18 protein-coding genes and 1 pseudogene are annotated in these 16,640 nt (G+C 65.4%); 11 read left to right on the top strand and 8 right to left on the bottom strand.

The window, feature by feature from the left end; all coding sequences use genetic code 11:
• Positions 1-161: 161 nt before the first annotated feature.
• Positions 162-617: a GNAT family N-acetyltransferase gene (locus LRP30_RS05635; protein ID WP_249759607.1), complete on the top strand. Its 456-nt coding sequence runs from the start codon at positions 162-164 to the stop codon at positions 615-617.
• A 252-nt stretch (positions 618-869) separates the two neighbouring features.
• Positions 870-1,811: an aldo/keto reductase gene (locus tag LRP30_RS05630; protein ID WP_249759606.1), complete on the top strand. Its 942-nt coding sequence runs from the start codon at positions 870-872 to the stop codon at positions 1,809-1,811.
• Positions 1,812-1,824: 13 nt separating this feature from the next.
• Here LRP30_RS05630 and LRP30_RS05625 read toward each other — a convergent pair whose 3' ends face one another.
• The 3 genes from LRP30_RS05625 to LRP30_RS05615 form a co-directional block, all read right to left on the bottom strand.
• Positions 1,825-2,148, bottom strand: a complete 324-nt coding sequence (locus LRP30_RS05625; protein ID WP_249759605.1) for an antibiotic biosynthesis monooxygenase — start codon at positions 2,146-2,148, stop codon at positions 1,825-1,827.
• A 171-nt stretch (positions 2,149-2,319) separates the two neighbouring features.
• Positions 2,320-3,543 carry a DUF1501 domain-containing protein gene (locus LRP30_RS05620; protein WP_249759604.1) on the bottom strand — a complete coding sequence of 408 codons (1,224 nt, stop codon included), beginning with the start codon at positions 3,541-3,543 and terminating at the stop codon, positions 2,320-2,322.
• On the bottom strand, positions 3,540-5,093 hold the full coding sequence (locus tag LRP30_RS05615) for a DUF1800 family protein (protein WP_249759603.1): 1,554 nt from the start codon (positions 5,091-5,093) through the stop codon (positions 3,540-3,542). Before LRP30_RS05615 ends, LRP30_RS05620 begins: the two co-directional genes overlap by 4 nt.
• A gap of 114 nt (positions 5,094-5,207) precedes the next feature.
• On the opposite strand from LRP30_RS05615, the gene LRP30_RS05610 reads away from it, so the two are divergent.
• A complete protein-coding gene (locus LRP30_RS05610; RefSeq protein ID WP_249759602.1) occupies positions 5,208-5,423 on the top strand; it encodes a cysteine-rich CWC family protein in 216 nt (71 codons plus the stop codon).
• 161 nt (positions 5,424-5,584) lie between these two features.
• On the opposite strand, the gene LRP30_RS05605 is transcribed toward LRP30_RS05610, so the two are convergent.
• The 3 genes from LRP30_RS05605 to LRP30_RS05595 form a co-directional block, all read right to left on the bottom strand.
• Positions 5,585-6,283: a glutathione S-transferase family protein gene (locus tag LRP30_RS05605; RefSeq protein ID WP_249759601.1), complete on the bottom strand. Its 699-nt coding sequence runs from the start codon at positions 6,281-6,283 to the stop codon at positions 5,585-5,587.
• Positions 6,284-6,403: 120 nt separating this feature from the next.
• On the bottom strand, positions 6,404-6,634 hold the full coding sequence (locus tag LRP30_RS05600; protein ID WP_091886673.1) for a hypothetical protein: 231 nt from the start codon (positions 6,632-6,634) through the stop codon (positions 6,404-6,406).
• Positions 6,631-7,410: a sulfite exporter TauE/SafE family protein gene (locus LRP30_RS05595; protein ID WP_249759600.1), complete on the bottom strand. Its 780-nt coding sequence runs from the start codon at positions 7,408-7,410 to the stop codon at positions 6,631-6,633. The genes LRP30_RS05600 and LRP30_RS05595 overlap by 4 nt, the downstream gene beginning before the upstream one ends.
• Positions 7,411-7,609: 199 nt before the next feature.
• Between LRP30_RS05595 and LRP30_RS05590 the strand changes: the two genes are divergently transcribed.
• The 4 genes and pseudogenes from LRP30_RS05590 (at position 7,610) to uvrB (ending at position 12,412) form a co-directional block, all read left to right on the top strand.
• Complete coding sequence (locus LRP30_RS05590; RefSeq protein ID WP_249759599.1) at positions 7,610-8,527, top strand: LysR substrate-binding domain-containing protein; 918 nt, start codon at positions 7,610-7,612, stop codon at positions 8,525-8,527.
• A 330-nt stretch (positions 8,528-8,857) separates the two neighbouring features.
• Positions 8,858-9,083 (top strand): annotated as a pseudogene (locus tag LRP30_RS05585) (hypothetical protein).
• Between the two features lie 50 nt (positions 9,084-9,133).
• Positions 9,134-9,367 carry a hypothetical protein gene (locus LRP30_RS05580; RefSeq protein ID WP_249759598.1) on the top strand — a complete coding sequence of 78 codons (234 nt, stop codon included), beginning with the start codon at positions 9,134-9,136 and terminating at the stop codon, positions 9,365-9,367.
• 93 nt (positions 9,368-9,460) lie between these two features.
• Positions 9,461-12,412, top strand: a complete 2,952-nt coding sequence (uvrB, locus tag LRP30_RS05575) for an excinuclease ABC subunit UvrB (RefSeq protein ID WP_249759597.1) — start codon at positions 9,461-9,463, stop codon at positions 12,410-12,412.
• A gap of 73 nt (positions 12,413-12,485) precedes the next feature.
• Here the strand turns inward: uvrB and LRP30_RS05570 are convergent, their stop codons facing one another.
• Complete coding sequence (locus tag LRP30_RS05570; protein WP_249759596.1) at positions 12,486-12,872, bottom strand: hypothetical protein; 387 nt, start codon at positions 12,870-12,872, stop codon at positions 12,486-12,488.
• Between the two features lie 691 nt (positions 12,873-13,563).
• Here LRP30_RS05570 and LRP30_RS05565 point away from each other — a divergent pair.
• From LRP30_RS05565 to LRP30_RS05550, 4 genes are all read left to right on the top strand, one after another.
• Complete coding sequence (locus LRP30_RS05565; protein WP_249759595.1) at positions 13,564-14,004, top strand: nuclear transport factor 2 family protein; 441 nt, start codon at positions 13,564-13,566, stop codon at positions 14,002-14,004.
• A gap of 260 nt (positions 14,005-14,264) precedes the next feature.
• Entirely contained in the window at positions 14,265-15,176 is a 912-nt protein-coding gene (locus LRP30_RS05560; protein ID WP_249759594.1) for a hypothetical protein, read from the top strand.
• Positions 15,177-15,400: 224 nt separating this feature from the next.
• Positions 15,401-15,820: a hypothetical protein gene (locus LRP30_RS05555; RefSeq protein WP_091886700.1), complete on the top strand. Its 420-nt coding sequence runs from the start codon at positions 15,401-15,403 to the stop codon at positions 15,818-15,820.
• Positions 15,821-16,140: 320 nt separating this feature from the next.
• Positions 16,141-16,278, top strand: coding sequence for a hypothetical protein (locus LRP30_RS05550; protein WP_164934668.1), 138 nt, complete (start codon positions 16,141-16,143; stop codon positions 16,276-16,278).
• 38 nt (positions 16,279-16,316) lie between these two features.
• Here the strand turns inward: LRP30_RS05550 and LRP30_RS05545 are convergent, their stop codons facing one another.
• Positions 16,317-16,463, bottom strand: coding sequence for a hypothetical protein (locus tag LRP30_RS05545; protein ID WP_164934669.1), 147 nt, complete (start codon positions 16,461-16,463; stop codon positions 16,317-16,319).
• Between the last annotated feature and the right edge of the window lie 177 nt (positions 16,464-16,640).

Raw genomic sequence — 16,640 nt, 5'->3', positions numbered from 1 at the left:
TCCCCGCCCTTCTGCGGGGAGAGGTCGGATCGCGCAAGCGATCCGGGTGAGGGGCAAGGCAAGCTGTCGCCACGACTGAATGTCCATCCGACTCGCGAGACAAATTGATCAGCAAGCCCGTCATGGGTATGAAGTATCCTTCATCGATCGCGGAAATTCACATGTCCCTCATCATTCGCTCCGTCACCAAGCAGGACTACGAACAATGGCTGCCGCTGTGGGACGGCTACAATGCCTTCTATGGCCGTTCGGGCCCGACCGCGCTCGCGCCCGAGATCACGCGCATGACGTGGCAGCGTTTCTTCGACGCCTATGAGCCGATGCACGCGCTGGTCGCCGAGAGCGATGGCCAATTGCTTGGACTGACGCACTATCTTTTCCATCGCAGCACCACGGCGATCGAACCGTCCTGCTATTTGCAGGATTTGTTCACGCGCGAGGTTGTGCGCGGCAAGGGCGTCGGCTCCGCGCTGATCCATGGTGTGTATGAACGGGCGAAACTGGCGGGGTCGCCGCGCGTCTACTGGCAGACGCACGAGACCAATCTCACGGCGCAGCGCCTGTACGACAAGGTCGCCGAGCGCTCCGGATTCATCGTCTACCGCAAGCTGTTCTGATTCTCTCCACATCCTGTGGATAAGTCCCACTGTCACCCTCGCGTAACATAGCAGGGCTACGCTCGCGCCTGCGTCTGATCAGGCCCCCCCGTCACCGATCAAGCGCCCCAAGCGGTCCCCGTCAGTCGCCGCGTCTGACAGGGGCCGCATTTTTTTGTCCGCCTCATGGGCATGGCAGCAGCGCGGCGAGCGGCTTGCTGCTGGGGGGCGCCGTGGTCAGAATGCGCCGCGGCTCATCTGACAGGATCTCCCATGGACATTCGCAATCTCGGCGCCTCCGGCCTGCGCGTCTCTGCGGTCGGGCTCGGCTGCAACAATTTCGGCCAGCGCGCAGATCTGGAGACCTCGCGCAAGGTGATCCATCGCGCGCTCGATCTCGGCATCACGCTGTTCGACACTGCCGACATCTATTCGAACATGGGCGGCTCGGAGACGGTGCTCGGCACCGTGCTGGGCGACCGCCGCAAGGATATCGTGCTGGCGACGAAATATTCGAAGCCGATGGCGGAGGACGGCACCAAGCAGGGTGCCTCGCGCCGTTACATCATGAACGCGGTCGAGGCGAGCCTGAGACGGCTCAAGACCGACTACATCGACCTCTACCAGCAGCACGATTACGATCCGCTGACGCCGATCGAGGAGAGCCTGCGCGCCCTCGACGATCTCGTCCGGCAGGGCAAGGTTCGCTACATCGGCAATTCGAACTTTCCGGCCTGGCGCGTCGCAGAGGCGGAGTACGTCGCACGCGCGATGAATGTCAGCCGCTTCGTCTCCTGCCAGGACGAATATTCCCTCCTCGTGCGCGACATCGAGAAGGATCTGTTGCCGGCGGCAACGGAATACAAGCTCGGACTATTGCCGTTCTTCCCGCTCGCAAGCGGACTTCTGACCGGCAAATACCGAAGGGGCGAGGCCGCGCCTGATGACACCCGCTTCGGCAAAGTCCCCCGGCTGCGCGACCGCTACGTCACGCCGCGCAACGAGGACATCGTCGAGAAGCTCACGGCCTTCGCCAAAACACGCGGGCACAGCATGCTCGAGCTCGCCTTCTCCTGGCTCGCCGCGCGACCGCAAGTGTCGAGCGTGATCGCCGGCGCCACCCGCGTCGAGCAGGTCGAGGAGAATGTCAAGGCGATCGCGTGGAAGCTCAGCGCGGAGGAGATGGTGGAGATCGACAAGATCACTCTGAGCTAAACTCTGCGGCGCGCTACTTTGCGCCGCGCCCCACATTCTGCATCACCTCAAAACCTTCGAATTGGGGATGACCGAGATAGAGCGGCTTGTTATCGCCGGCCCGGTGGTGCGCCGCGCGAAACGCCTCCGACTTGGTCCACGCCTCGAACGCCGCATAATTCGCCCAGACCGTGTGCGAGGCATACAGCGTGTGGTCCTCGAGCTCGGGGCCCTTCAACAGATGGAATTCGACGAAGCCCGGCACCTTGTCCAGATGCGTGTCGCGCGTCAGCCAAACCTGCTCGAACGCGGACTCGGAGCCCTTGGCGACGCGGAAGCGGTTCATGGCGATGTACATGGCGGCGGTTCTCCTGATGCTCGGCTCATCATGTCGTCATTCCGGGACGCGCTGCAAGGCGCGGGCCCGGAATCCATTTTGCGACAGAACCGGTGGAGGAATGGATTCTTAGATGCGCAATTGCGCATCATAGCTCGCGCCACGCGCACCCCGGAATGACGACGGCAGTTGTTAAGCCACCAATCCCTTCATCGGCCGTGCTGCCGCGCTATCCGGGAACACCGCCTCCGCCAGCACGCGATCCGAGAGCCCAAATTGCCCCTGCAGCACGCCCTTGATCACGGAGCGCAGATCCGTGGTGGGCTTGAGGTCGCGCCCTTCATGGAGGTTGGCGAGTTTGAGGCCCGGCCAGTCCGAGATGACGCGGCCGCCCTTCACGGCGCCGCCGGCGAGCAGCGCTATCGTTCCCGTGCCGTGATCGGTGCCGTCGGTGCCGTTGATGCGCGCGGTGCGGCCGAACTCGGTGGCGACGACGACCACAGCGTCGCGCCAGCGCGCCCCGAGCCCGCTTTCGAATTCGGCGAGCGCGCCGTCGAGCCCGCCGAGCAGGAAGGCGAGACGCCCCACCGGGCCGCCTTCATTGGCGTGTGTGTCCCAGCCGTCGAAGGCGAGCGCGGCGATGCGCGGACCGTCGTCGGCGGCCATCAGCTTTGCCGCGCCACGCGCCACCTGCCGCATCTGCGCGACTGCATTGCCGCGTTTCGGCTTCATGTCGGCGCCGCTTGCAGCCTTGTCGAGCTGGAGGCCTTGCGACAAAGCCGTCGCCAGCACGGGATCGCGATGGCGGTAGAGCTCGACGAGGCGCATCGCGGTGTCGTCGTCGGCCTGCGGCAGCGCGACCGGTGCCCAGCCGACGGTCGGTGCATTGCCGCGCAGTACCAGCGGCGTGGTCGGGCCGACAGCAAGCCCGCTCGACACGCGCTCGCCGCGCGGCAGCGCTTCCAGCGCGCGATTGAGCCAGCCGGACTGCATCCGGCCCGGGCCGGCATAGCCGCTTTCGAGCACGTCCTGGCCGTCGAAATGCGAACGATCGCGATACGGTGTTGCGACCGCGTGGATCACCGCGGCATGCATCTCGCGATACATGCGCGCAAATTCCGGCATCGCCGGATGCAGCGCGAAGAACGAGTCGAGCATGATCGCGGGATGCGTACCATCAGCCGTGAGCGCGATCGAGCCGTGCAGGCCGGCGTAATCGGGGTCGCCGATCGGGGCGACGGTCGAAAGCCCGTCAAGCGCGCCGCGCAGGATCACCACGACCAGGCGCGGATCGCGCCCGTCGGCAGCGCGGGCGAATTTGGGCAAGTAAGCCCAGGCCGCGAAAAAGGCGCCGCTGAGCAGGAGTCCTCGGCGCGAGGTGAGGAGCCGGTTCTCGACGCAGTCAATCATCGTCATCTCCGCTGCATTTCCGGCGACATCAACAGCAGCGCCAGCGCCTGCTGCCGCGACTCCGCGCGCTCGATGGTTCGCCGTGTCTCGATGGAGGCCGCGTCCGCAGCCGCGAATTCCAGGAGGTCGAGCGGATCGATGTTGTTGCCGAGCCGCGCCCCCATCTGCGCCGCGATGTCGAGCCGCAGCTTCATGCCTTCGGGCGCGCCCCAGGCGGCGCTGGTGTCAGGGAAACCGTTCGGTCCCGCCGGCGACCACAGAGGTTGGCCGAGCAAGTTCAGATTGTTCAGATAGGTGCCGGGATCCTCCGGCACGCGCGCGAGCAGCCGGCCGCTGGCAACCAGGAAATCGTACGGCGAGCGCATCTTGGTCAGCGGCGCTTTCCACGCTTCATCGGAATCGACCAGCGCCATGGCAAGCGCCTTCAGGTCGCCGTCGGTCTTGACGAAGATGTCGCGCAACCGCGCAACGAGAGCAGGCGGCGGATCATCGGCGACGAAGTGACGGACCAATTTGGTGGCGATGAAATTCGCGGTCGAGGCATGGCGCGCGATGTCGGCGAGCGCGGCCTCACCCTGCGCGAGGCCCGCCTGAGCGTAGGTCTTGCCGAGCAGGATCTGCGACCCGGGCTGATGCGCATTGACATTGAACACGAAGGAGCCAGGCGCTCCTAATTGTCCCTGCCGTCCGGCAAAGGTCCAGCCGGTGATGATGCGCGCGAGCGAGGTGACGTCGTCCTGCGTGTAGCCGCCGCCGACGCCGAGCGTATGCAGCTCCATGATCTCGCGCGCCAGATTTTCGTTCAGCCCGCGCTTGCGGTTTTGCCCGGCGCGCGAATCCGGTCCGAGCGATTGCTGGTTGTCGAGGAAGAACAGCATCGCCGGATGCTGCTCGGCCGCCCTCAGCATATCGGCGAAGCGCCCGAGCACATGCGGCCTGATCGCCTCGCGCTCGAACGCGCCGGCCCAGATCCGCGCCAGCTCCCCCTTGCTGGCGGAGATGCAGAAATGGTTTGACCAGAACACGACGAGACGCTCGGTGAAGCCGCACTCGGCGAGGGTGGCGCGCTGCAACCGGGCCAGCGCCTCGGCGCGAAACGTCTTCTGGATGACGTTGAGCGGTTGCAGCGCGGGCTTTGCGGCAGGCGGCGCGGCGGCGTTGGGCTGCATGGCCTCCGGCTTCGCCGCATGATCGGCCGGTCTTGCATCCGCCATCTGGCCGGCGACCTCCGCCGCCGCTGCGTTCAGCGAGAGATTGCGGCGCAGGGCGGGCTTCTGATCGGCAGGCGCTTGTGTCGACGGTGCTTCAGCGGCCGCCTTCGCGGCCTCGCGCGCCTGCTTGACCTGGTCCTGATAGGCGAACACTGCCTGCCCCAGCTGCGGCGTCGATTGCAGGCCCGGCGCTTCCAGCAGCACGCCATGGGAGCGCGCGAGCTCTGCCTTCACGAAACCGCGCGGATCGGAGGCGGCGTTGATGAGATCGCCGGACGCGCCGCCGCGGGCGCCGAAGCCGAAGCGGTTGAGCGCAACAAGCGCGGCTTGCGAATCGCGGGCCATCGATCTGTCCTTCGCGCGTTGGGGGCCGCTTTCGGAGTCCGTGCGCAACGCGTAATATACCGCAGCGACAGATGAACCCGACATGAAAATGACGGCGAAGCTTCGACGTAGATCATGACAAATCCGCAAGAATCCTCATTGCAGGAACCGCGCCGCCTCACCTGCTCCCGCTGCGGCACCGAGTTCGGCTGCGACCTCTCAGGCAATTGCTGGTGCGCGGAGGAGACGGCAAAACTGCCGATTCCAATCGAGGGCGAGGATTGTTTGTGCCGGGAGTGTTTGCGCAAGGCGGCGGCAGAGGCGCGTAGCCCGGATGGAATGCAAGCGTAATCCGGGAATCATTCCGCGAACGCAAATCCCGGATTGCGCTTCGCTCCATCCGGGCTACGGCAGTATCGTAGGGTGGGCAAAGCGAAGCGTGCCCACCATTTCATTGCGTGTGTGGGAGATGGTGGGCACGGCGCTTTGCGCCTTTGCCCACCCTACGAAGCTTATACCTCATGCCCCGGCGACTTCCGCGCCATGCCGTCGAACGCATCGAGCAGTTTCTCGCGCCAGACGTAGACCGGGTCGTCCGCCTCGAGCAGCTTGAACGGGCTCACCACCCGCGCCCATTGAAAACCGCCGAACACAATGTAGTCGGCATAGTTCGGCGCAGCGCCGCCGATGAAGGGTTGCTTCTTCAACGTCTGCCGCATCACCTCCAGCGACCTGCGGAACGCGACCACGCCGGTGTCGCGGTTGGCCATGACCTCTTCCAGCGACTTGCCGCCGAAGCGCGCCTCGCGCGACTGGCGGAAATAGGCGGCATCGACTTCGGCGAGGTTATTCGGAATGTCGGCGACGATCAGCGGAAAGATGCCGCCGACGATGGCGATATCGCCGAAGGCATTGATCATGCGCGCCATGGCGCGACCGCCCTCGCCGCCAAACAACGACGGACGATCCGCAAAATTGTCTTCGAGATAGTTCGCGATGATCCAGGAATCGACCACGGGCTTGTCGTGATGCAGCAGCACCGGGACTTTCTCCGAGCCGTGCGGCGCGATCGCGCTCTTCTCGGTGAAGCGCCAGGGCAGCGATTGTGCCGTCAGGCCCTTATGCGCGAGCGCCATCCGCGTGCGCCAGCAATACGGGCTGAATGGGCGCGCGGCGTCGGTGCCGACGAGTTCGAACAGTTTGAGTGACATGAAAGGCAACTCCATCCGCTCCGTCATTGCGAGGAGCTCTTGCGACGAAGCAATCCAGACCGCCGCCGCAGGGACATTCTGGATTGCTTCGCTTGCGCTCGCAATGACGATGTGGAGAGATCACCGCCCGTTCGCGCGCAACAGCCGCTCGCCGCCTTCCGTCACCGCGATGATCAGCCCGATTCCGGGCACCGTCTCGCGCGCGACATAGCCACGCTCAGTGGCGTCTTCCCAGATGGTGAGGCGCGGGCACGAGGTCTTCCAGGTCGCGATCACCTCGGCATAGGCGCGCGGCTCGCGTGCGACCCATTCGACGAAATCCAGCACCAGCGGATCGGTGGCCTCGCTCATTGCAAACCTCCCTTGTCGAAGGCCGCCAGCACCGGTGTACGAACCAGGAGCCAGCCGCCATAGGCCATGTAGTAGCAGGCGATGGTGGTGATCAGCTTGTTCGACCAGGCCACGAATTGCTGGTCGGTCATCGCTTCCAGGATGCGCCGCGCCAGCGTGGTGCCGAACATGGAGGCCGCAATCGCGACGCCGGCGAGCACGGGATCGAGGCTCGCGGCCTGGTCGATGATGCCGCCGAAATAGACCAGCTTGGTGAAATGGCTGACGAGCTGGCACATTGCCTTGGTCGCCACCTTCTCGCGCCGGCCGAAATCGCCGCCGAGGAAGAAGGTGTCGAGCAGCGGGCCGGAGACGCCGGTCATCAGCATCAATCCCATGCAAATCGTGCCGTAGACCGTGCCCTGCCAGAGCCTATCAGGGTCCGGCTTGATGTTCGCGGGCAGCAGGCGCGCCATGAACGGGGTGATGCCGAGCAGCAGCAGCGCCATCGGCTTGTCCGGCACGTAGCGGGTGAGCGACCAGGCCGCGAGTGCGATGGCAGCGCCGACCATGTAGTTCGCGACCGGCCGCCAGCGGATATGCGCCCGCCAGAGCAATGCGCGCCAGCCGTTCGAGGCCATCTGCGTGATCGCATGCAGCACCATCGCGGTCGGCAGCGGCATCAAGGCCAAGAGCACGCCGATCAGGATCAGCCCGCCCGCCATGCCGAACAGCCCGGATAGGAACGCTGTGGCGACCATCAGCAATCCGAGGGCAGCGATCATGATGGACGTCACGAAGGGAGTCTCCTGTCGGCTGGTAAGGGACGCAGGCTGCTTGCGCCGCGCTTCGGACGATGCTTCGCATCGCTCGGCGCGCGTCGGCCTCTCCCCGCACGCGGGGAGAGGCAGAGGCGAAGAGAACGTGCCTTGCTTGCCCTTCCTTCGCAAACTGAGTTATCTTGGCCTGGCATCAGCTTTCCTGAGGGTCGGGCATTTGCGGCGGCTGCTGTTTCTCAACGGCATCAAGGCATTCGAGGCGGCGGCGCGGACCGGCAGCTTTGCCGCGGCCGGCGTCGAGCTCAACGTCTCGGCGGCCGCCGTCAGCCGCATGGTGCATCTGCTGGAACAGCGGCTCGGCCTCGCGCTGTTCGAGCGCAAGGCCAACAAGCTCGTGCTGACGCAGGCCGGCCGCGCCTATCAGAGCGGTCTGACGCCGATCTTCGATGCGCTGGCGAGCCTCACCGCGCAGGTGACCGCGCCCTCCAGCATGCGCGTGCTCACCATCGGCGTCGGCCACACCTTTGCGATGCGCTGGCTGATCCCACGCCTGTCGGAGTTTCGCAGCGAGGAGCCTGACATCGAGGTGCGCTTCACCACCGGCGGCGCCTCGGTGCCATTTGGCGAGGACTGGAGCTGCGGCATCAAGCTCGGCACCGGCGACTGGCCCGGCCTCGTCGCCGAGCCGCTGTTCGCCGGCGATCTCACGCCGGTCTGCGTGCCGCGCCTTGCGAGCGGCCTGAAGCGGCCGGCCGATCTGAGGGGGCCGAGCCTGATCCGCGTCGCGCATTCGCCGGAGGACTGGCCGCTCTGGCTCAAGGCCGCGAACCTGGCGCGCATCAACGCGCGCGGGCCAGAGTTCCAGTTCTACGGCCAGGCGCTGCAGGCCGCCGCCGACGGGCTCGGCATCGCCATGGGCATCCGGCCCTATATCGACGACGACCTCGCCGCCGGACGGCTGGTGGCGCCGTTCGATCTCTCAGTGCCCAAGGGCATGCGCTGGTACCTGCTCTATCGCAGTTTCCAGACCGAGCAACGCGACTTCGCCGCGTTTCGCCGCTGGATCATGCGCACGGCGTCGGAACCGGCGGCGCGTCCGGTGCGGCGGATCGGCCGTGCTGCGGCGCGGAACTGAGCGTCAGCTGCCCGTATGCACTTTGGTCAATTGGTGCCACGGACTCCCGCCTCTCCCGCTTGCGGGAGAGGCCGACGCGCCTCGGGCGATGCGAAGCATCGTCCCGCGCGCGGCGGGTGAGGGCTCTCTCCACACTGGGAATCTCTCTGCGGAAACACCCTCTCCCCAACCCTCCCCCGCAAGCGGGGGAGGGAGCGCACCAACTGTACGGAACCGGGCGTCTTTTATGCGTCAGGCAAAAAAGCCCCGCGGCTTGTGAACGGCTTCACATCCTGAAATTCGCAAATGTGGTCCCTTGACCCTCCGAAAAGAAAAGTGGGACCTACAAGAATGACGACCCTTTACGACGGCTTTGACATCGAATCCTTCGAAGCTGGCAAGGGACTGTGGCACGCCCGCATCCGGCGCGCCGATTTCAGCCCGGTTGCCATCGACGGCGTGCTGTTTCCGGCCATGGAAGTCGGCTTCGCCTGGCCTGATCGCGACGCCGCGATTGCCGATGCCAAGCACCACATCGATCGCTTCCGCCGGCGGGCCCGATAGCGACGACGAATAGACGAGCGGGTCTGCAACGGACCAGCGACAGGGCGGCGTGGGAACCGGTTCATGTCAATCATCGAAGCCGACGGACGGCCGCGGATCTATGCCCGCGCCGTGCTGTCCAACTGCCCGGAATGCGACGGCGATCTCATGGTGCTGCGTGTGATCGGCGGCCGCGCCGGATGCGAGTACTGGACCATGCGCTGCCCCGATTGCGGCGGCATCCATCTCGACATCCTGACGCCGCATCAGGCGGGCGAGGACGACGAGGACGACGAGGGGCCGCGGCCGGCGGCGTGAGCCTCGAGGCTGCTGCCAACCTGCTGTCAGCAGGCTGCATGACGATGGGCATTCGCCCTTTATCGCGGGGCGGACTCGTCCCATATTCGCCCCATGGCGAAGAAACCTGCATCCTCCGAAAAATCCGGCAAATCCCCGAAGACCAAGGCCCCGAACTCGAAGGCGCATCGCCCCGATGTGCAGCCGATCGGGCCGGCGCTGGCCGAGCTGCTCAATCCCGCGATCAATCGCGGCGATGCGGGCCTGGGATCGGGCACCGGCCTGCAGCCGCCGCCGGACAATTCGCGCGATCGCCGCGCCGGGGGCGAAGCCGCCGCGCATCGCGCGCGCGCCTCGACGCCGAAGGAGTTTCCGCAGGATACGGCCAAGCCCACTGTAAAGCCGATGCCGCCGGGGGCGTCCACCGAAGGCTTCGACGAAGCGCCGCAGGCCAATTACGGAACCTCGGCCACGATCCCCAAACTCGATCCCGAATTGGCCCGTCAGCTCGGTCTTCCCACTGAAGAGGACGATGCCGAGGCGCTGGCGCGGCCACCGCGCTCCAAGATGGAGGCACTGGGCGTCAAGGCCACCGCGGATGCGCTGGAGGCGCTGATCCGCGAGGGCCGCCCGGAATTCCGCAAGGACGATGGCTCGATGCGGGTCTGGACGCCGCACCGGCCGCCGCGCCCGGAAAAATCCGAAGGCGGCGTGCGCTTCGAGATCAAGTCTGAATATGAGCCCAAGGGCGACCAGCCGACCGCGATTGCTGAGCTCGTCGAGGGCGTCAATCGCCACGACCGTTCGCAGGTGCTGCTCGGCGTCACCGGCTCGGGCAAGACCTACACCATGGCCAAGGTGATCGAGGCGACGCAGCGCCCTGCCCTGATCCTGGCGCCGAACAAGACGCTCGCGGCCCAGCTCTATGGCGAGTTCAAGAATTTCTTCCCGGACAACGCGGTCGAGTATTTCGTCTCCTACTACGACTATTACCAGCCGGAAGCCTACGTCCCGCGCACCGACACCTATATCGAGAAGGATTCCTCGATCAACGAGCAGATCGACCGCATGCGCCATTCGGCGACGCGCGCGCTGCTCGAGCGCGACGACGTTATCATCGTCGCCTCGGTGTCCTGCATCTACGGTATCGGCTCGGTCGAAACCTACACCGCGATGACGTTCGCGCTGAAGAAGGGCGAGCGCATCGACCAGCGCCAGCTCATCGCCGACCTCGTCGCGCTCCAGTACAAGCGCACCCAGGCGGATTTCACCCGCGGCACGTTTCGCGTCCGCGGCGACGTCATCGACATCTTCCCCGCGCACTATGAGGACCGCGCCTGGCGCGTGAACCTGTTCGGCGACACCATCGAGAATATCGAGGAGTTCGATCCGCTCACCGGCCACAAGCAGGACGAGCTCGAGTTCATCAAGATGTACGCCAACTCGCACTATGTGACGCCGCGCCCGACGCTGGTGCAGGCGATCAAGTCGATCAAGTTCGAATTGAAGCAGCGGCTCGATCAGCTCCACGACCAGGGGCGTCTTCTGGAGGCGCAGCGGCTGGAGCAACGCACCACCTTCGACCTCGAGATGATGGAAGCGACCGGAAGCTGCGCCGGCATCGAGAACTATTCGCGCTACCTCACCGGACGCCGCCCCGGCGAGCCGCCGCCGACGCTGTTCGAATACGTGCCCGACAACGCCCTGATCTTCGCCGACGAGAGCCACGTCACCATCCCGCAGATCGGCGCCATGTTCCGCGGCGACTTCCGCCGCAAGGCGACGCTGGCCGAATACGGTTTCCGCCTGCCCTCCTGCATGGACAACCGCCCCTTGCGCTTCGAGGAGTGGGACATGATGCGGCCGCAGACCATCGCGGTGTCGGCGACGCCGAGCGGCTGGGAGCTGAACGAGAGCGGCGGCGTATTCGTCGAGCAGGTGATCCGTCCCACCGGGCTGATTGATCCGCCCGTCGATATCCGCCCCGCCCGCACCCAGGTCGACGATCTCGTCGGCGAGGTCCGCGCCACTGCGCAGGCCGGCTATCGTTCGCTGATCACCGTGCTGACCAAGCGCATGGCGGAGGACCTCACCGAATATCTGCACGAGCAGGGCATTCGCGTCCGCTACATGCACTCCGACATCGACACCATCGAACGCATCGAGATCATCAGGGATCTCCGCCTCGGCGCCTTCGACGCGCTGGTCGGCATCAACCTCTTGCGCGAAGGCCTCGACATTCCCGAATGCGCGCTGGTCGCCATTCTCGACGCCGACAAGGAAGGCTTTCTGCGCAGCGAGACCTCGCTGATCCAGACCATCGGTCGCGCCGCGCGCAACGTCGACGGCAAGGTGATCCTCTACGCCGACCAGATGACCGGCTCGATGGAGCGCGCCATCGCCGAGACCAACCGCCGCCGCGAGAAGCAGGTCGAGTACAACACCGCCAACGGCATCACGCCGGAGAGCGTGAAGAAGCAGATCGGCGACATCCTCAACTCGGTCTACGAGCGCGATCACGTGCTGGTCGAGGTCGGCGGCCACGACATGACCGACGACGTCATCTCGATCGGCCACAATTTCGAGGCGGTGCTCGCCGATCTCGAGACCCGCATGCGCGAGGCCGCCGCCGATCTGAACTTCGAGGAAGCCGCCCGCCTGCGCGACGAAGTCAAGCGCCTGCGCGCCACCGAGCTCGCGGTGGTCGACGACCCCACCGCGAAACAACGCACCGTGCAGGGCAAGGCCGGCGCCTATGCGGGCGCGAAGAAATACGGCGACGCCGCCAACCTCCCGGTCAGCGCGATGAAGAACAAGAGCGCCGCAACAGCGCTCAAGGCCGGCGGCGGCAAGGGCTCACGCGTGCACAAGCCGCATCTCGACGAGATGCACGGCCCGGAATCGCTGCCCTACCGCGCGAGCCCGACACTGCCGTCAAAGCCGTTCGGCAGCACCAGCCGGATCATCCAGCCGACGGACTCGCGGCAGTCGGGTCCGGAGTTCGGGCCGGCGCCGAAGTCGACGGGCGGCGCGCCGGGACGGCGAGGTGGGTGGAAGAAGAGGTAGGCGCATCCGCGCGAGTGGTGGCTATGGATTGCGGGCTCGCCGCTTTGCGGCGCCCCGGAATGACGAGGAGAGATTACCCCACGCTCGCCGTCACCACGGCCATCACCGACAGCAGCAGCATGATGGTCACGAGCTGGAGCGAGGCGACGGGCTGGGTGCGCCAGGCGGTGATCTTGTCGGACAGCGACAGATGGGCCTCGAAGAATTTTGGCTCGTAGACGGTCTTGAAGAAGGCCGGGAAGCTTGGGCCAAGGGTCAGCGCGAGCAGCGCGTGGGCGAGCGAGGCGATGGCGACGAAGATGGCGACGCCGGGGTCGCCGACGAGGTCGTGATTGCCGGCGAGCTTGAGCAGGAAGGCGGCGGCGGCGAAGGTCGGGAAACTCTGGAGGGTCGCGGTCAGCGCGAGGCCTTCGAGCGCGTTATGCAGGCGGGACTTTCTGGCGGCGGCGATGGTGGCCATGGCACGTCTCCCTGATGACATGGGGATGACGTTAGCTGCGGTGTCAAAGTGGTGATGTGAGATGGGTCACGCGGCGCGGCGGGCCCTTTGCCTCGCCCCGCTTGCGGGGCATGGCTATCGCATGTGATCTCTTGGAGCCGCCTGAGCAAGCGCCTCGTCCTTCGAGACGACCGCTCCGCGGTCTCCTCAGGATGAGGGCTAATTGGCATCGGGGCCGTTGAAACTGCTGCCGCACACTCCGCCCTCATCCTGAGGAGCCCGCCAAAGCGGGCGTCTCGCGCGGGCGCACGGGATGTAAGGGGGCGGCGGTCTCCCGCTGCCCACCATCTCCATAGCGTCGTCCTGGCGAAGGCCAGGACCCATTACCCGGACTGCCGGTGTGCCGGCGCGCGGTCAACCACCAGCCTGCGCATTGCGGAGGCCGATGGATATGGGTCCTGGCCTGCGCCAGGACGACACCGGGGGTGAATGCGGGCCTTCGGTTCCATAAGGCCTGCCCTCAGAACCGGAAAATGCGGGACTCTGTTGTAAATCTCACAAATCGCGTTCAATGGTGCATTGCGAAAACGTGAATTGCGTTTTGACCGAAATCCCGTAGTTATTCGTACACGAACGAGTTGAGCCTCGGCACCTTTACTGTGCATGGGGTTGTTTTCCGTTTTTTGCAAGCCAGCTTTCAGGACTGCCCCAAATGACAGAGCACAGCCTCTGGCGTTTCTCGCGCGCGTTGCACCGCGCGATCAACGACCGGCATTTCAGCGACCTCGAGGCCCTGATCGACGAGGATATCGCGTGGGCGCTGTACGGTCCGATCGACATGTTTCCGTTCCTCGGCGCACGGCAAGGCAAGGACGCCGTGCTCGACGTCATCCGCCAGCTCGCCGACAATTTCCATGTTCGCCGCTTCGATCGCGAGAGCATCATGCTCGGCGTCGATTCCGCCGCCTCGATGCTGCGCTACTCGCTGACGGCGCTCGATTCCAATAAGCCGATCAGCTTGCGCGTCGCGCAGTTCGCCCAGTTCAGGGCGGGCAAGCTCGTCAGCATGCGGGTGCTGATCGACACATTCGACCTGGTCGAGCAGGCACTCGGCCGCGCCATTCATCTGCCGAAGATGAGCCGCGCCGGCTGAGGGGGACGCCAACGGGTCCCGCTATTCGGGACCGATGACGACACGCACATGACGCCCTGGCCTCCAGCCCCGCCGGATGCGGCCGTGTCAGAAGCTCGTCGTCGGGCGCGCGCTTTTCGCGCGGCCCGTTGGTTCGCCATTCGAGGCGAGGCGTCACAATTTCGCGACGATGGATCAGCATGTTTCGCGCGGAATTGGCGTATGGCCGAAGGCCGATATATATTATCGAAAAGCATGCGCTGGGGTTCGCGGGCAGGACGATGGAATTCTCGACAGGGTTTGGCTGGACCAGGCTGCCGTTGCTGGCGGCCGCCTTCATCTTGGGCTCGGTGTTAACGGTCTCGGCACAGATCATTCCGCCCACAGCGGCCGCGCCTGACGACGAGGCTGAGACTGCGGCGACGAAGGCCCCCGACGTCAACGACCCCGATGTGCTCAAGGGCATCGACGTCGACAAGCTCGACTGGAGCCAGCTCGCGGTCGATGCCGGCACCGGCATTGACCCCATGGCCGCCAAGAAGCGCGCCCAGGCCGCGGCCAAGGATGGCCTGGACTGGTCGTCGAACCCCAATGCAAACGGCTCCTCGGCCGTGACCGTGAAGCAATCCGTGTTCTCGTTCTGGGATACGCGGATCGGCGCCGACATGACGGTGACGCGCGAGCCGCGGACGATGTCCGAGTTGCTGGCGCAGAAGGCCACCAATGGCGGCAGCCTGCCGCAATCCTCCGGCAGCGCCTGGGCCGCCGCGACCGCGCCGGGCGCGGGCTCGATCTGGGACAAGACCGCGGTGGAGGCCCGGGTCGATCCCGGCACCGAACAGAGCAAGATCGGGGCGTCGCTGACCAAGTCGGTGCCGCTGTCGGGCGACACGTCGCTGACGCTCCAGAACGGCTACAGCGTCAACCAGCAGGGCACGACGGCTGTCCCCGGCATCGGCGGCCACATCACGCGAAATTACGAGACCGACCAGTCGGCCAAGATCACCCTCACTGACACCGGAACCAGCATCACCGCCGGCCAGACGCTGTCGACCACCGACGACAAATGGCTGCGCAAGTTCGGCGCCGAGCAGAAGCTGTTCGACAACGTCACCGTCTCCGGCTCGGTCGGCGAGACCTCGCAAGGCGCGCTCAACAAGAGCCTGACGGCCGGGTTCAAGAAGAGCTGGTAGCTCTTTCGCCTCTCCCCGCAAGAGCGGGACGAGGGAGTCGACGACTGCTCGAACCGCAGCCATTCACACTCTCCTAACCATACGCCACGGCAAAACCCCCGAATGGTCCGCCCTTGCCGCATCTCGGCCCATTTGCGGTCAAAATCGGGCGTCCTAGTCGCCCAAACAGACGTCGTCGTGCGGGGACACTCGCGCCGCGCTCAAACGCGAAAAGGGGAATAACGATGAACGCCATCCGTCCGGAAAAGACCGAAACCACCGAGACCGAGACCGTCGACAACAACCTCGCCGCCGTGACCGAGGTCGAGGCCGGCATCCGTGATTTCGTCCGCAACGACATCGCCTATCTGCGCCGGCCGGCGGCCACGACCGACGCGCCGCCGCTCGACGCGAGCGCGGAAGCCACCGTCAACAACGTCAACTCGCTGATCCAGCGCGTGGCCGGAACCTCGCTGGCCGAGATCGAGAATTTGATCTCCGAGCTCGAGAGCCTGCGCGACCTGCTCCATGCCGAAGGCCAGCGCGTCCAGCGCGAGATCTCCGGCTATGCCCAGCTCAGCCAGGCCGCGATGAAGTCGACCCGCATGATCGCCGACAACGTCGCGCAGTGGAAGCGCGCCGCCGACGGCCTGCGCAACAGCTGATCGCAAGCACAAGCATCACCGGCCGCCGCGTTCCCGAAAGGGAGCGCGGCGGTTTTGATTTAAGGGATGCATGCGGGTGCTCACACGTTCCCCAATGAAGGTGTCATCGCCCGACTTGATCGGTCGATCCGGTATTCCAGAGGCCGTGAGGCAAGAGCCGAGAGGCCGCGGCGTACTGGATGCCCCGCCTTCGCGCGGCATGACAGCGGAGCATGTGGCAGCACGGGGCATGACAGGCGAGAGGCTTTGAACCCTCCACCCCTCCCCAGCGACGAATGCCAAGCGCCCGCAGCCTTTCGTCCGGGCCGGGGGGACATGTGATGGAAAGCATTCGGCCCGACAACACGGACCCTATATCACTGCGGCCCGCGCCCAATCAGCTCGGCACGATCATGCTGCGCTTTGTCGGATTGCTGGCGGTTGCGATCGCGGTGCTGGCGTTCGTCTACAGCCGCTGACACGGGGCCTGACGCGGCCCCGACAATTCTACGAACCCTTACCGGGCGGCTTCCACGGTCGAGGCTTCCAGGGTGTAGCCACCATCGGCATAACCCTTCACCACCATGCCGGCGACCAGCATCACGGCCAGCGTCGCAGTCGCGAAGATGAATCCGACAAATTTGAGTGCGCCGCGATCTGCCATGGTCCTCGTCCCCTGTCTCTGCCCAATTCGTTTCAAATAGACAGCGACAGGTTCATAATTAGTTAGCAACTCGATGGTTCCGCCAAACTGCTTCGCGGTAACCATGTTGCGCAGGCTTATGGCAGCCGCCTGGAATCGCGTCCATAGCGCGCGGGCAACACTCGCGCACTCAATTGG

This window comes from Bradyrhizobium sp. C-145, assembly GCF_023375135.1.
Classification (GTDB): Bacteria; Pseudomonadota; Alphaproteobacteria; order Rhizobiales; family Xanthobacteraceae; genus Bradyrhizobium; species Bradyrhizobium zhanjiangense.
Note: the sequence above shows the minus strand (reverse complement) of the source record. Positions and strands in the feature narration are given on the sequence as shown.

What these genes read in the sequence shown, in the direction of transcription:
- LRP30_RS05630 (WP_249759606.1), top strand. Translation starts at nt 870, where the DNA reads ATGGACATTCGCAATCTCGGCGCCTCCGGCCTGCGCGTCTCTGCGGTC.
- LRP30_RS05550 (WP_164934668.1), top strand. Translation starts at nt 16,141, where the DNA reads ATGGAAAGCATTCGGCCCGACAACACGGACCCTATATCACTGCGGCCC.
- uvrB (WP_249759597.1), top strand. Translation starts at nt 9,461, where the DNA reads ATGGCGAAGAAACCTGCATCCTCCGAAAAATCCGGCAAATCCCCGAAG.
- LRP30_RS05565 (WP_249759595.1), top strand. Translation starts at nt 13,564, where the DNA reads ATGACAGAGCACAGCCTCTGGCGTTTCTCGCGCGCGTTGCACCGCGCG.
- LRP30_RS05555 (WP_091886700.1), top strand. Translation starts at nt 15,401, where the DNA reads ATGAACGCCATCCGTCCGGAAAAGACCGAAACCACCGAGACCGAGACC.
- LRP30_RS05635 (WP_249759607.1), top strand. Translation starts at nt 162, where the DNA reads ATGTCCCTCATCATTCGCTCCGTCACCAAGCAGGACTACGAACAATGG.
- LRP30_RS05625 (WP_249759605.1), bottom strand. Translation starts at nt 2,148, where the DNA reads ATGTACATCGCCATGAACCGCTTCCGCGTCGCCAAGGGCTCCGAGTCC.
- LRP30_RS05580 (WP_249759598.1), top strand. Translation starts at nt 9,134, where the DNA reads ATGTCAATCATCGAAGCCGACGGACGGCCGCGGATCTATGCCCGCGCC.
- LRP30_RS05615 (WP_249759603.1), bottom strand. Translation starts at nt 5,093, where the DNA reads ATGGCCCGCGATTCGCAAGCCGCGCTTGTTGCGCTCAACCGCTTCGGC.
- LRP30_RS05545 (WP_164934669.1), bottom strand. Translation starts at nt 16,463, where the DNA reads ATGGCAGATCGCGGCGCACTCAAATTTGTCGGATTCATCTTCGCGACT.
- LRP30_RS05605 (WP_249759601.1), bottom strand. Translation starts at nt 6,283, where the DNA reads ATGTCACTCAAACTGTTCGAACTCGTCGGCACCGACGCCGCGCGCCCA.
- LRP30_RS05610 (WP_249759602.1), top strand. Translation starts at nt 5,208, where the DNA reads ATGACAAATCCGCAAGAATCCTCATTGCAGGAACCGCGCCGCCTCACC.
- LRP30_RS05620 (WP_249759604.1), bottom strand. Translation starts at nt 3,543, where the DNA reads ATGACGATGATTGACTGCGTCGAGAACCGGCTCCTCACCTCGCGCCGA.
- LRP30_RS05600 (WP_091886673.1), bottom strand. Translation starts at nt 6,634, where the DNA reads ATGAGCGAGGCCACCGATCCGCTGGTGCTGGATTTCGTCGAATGGGTC.
- LRP30_RS05560 (WP_249759594.1), top strand. Translation starts at nt 14,265, where the DNA reads ATGGAATTCTCGACAGGGTTTGGCTGGACCAGGCTGCCGTTGCTGGCG.
- LRP30_RS05570 (WP_249759596.1), bottom strand. Translation starts at nt 12,872, where the DNA reads ATGGCCACCATCGCCGCCGCCAGAAAGTCCCGCCTGCATAACGCGCTC.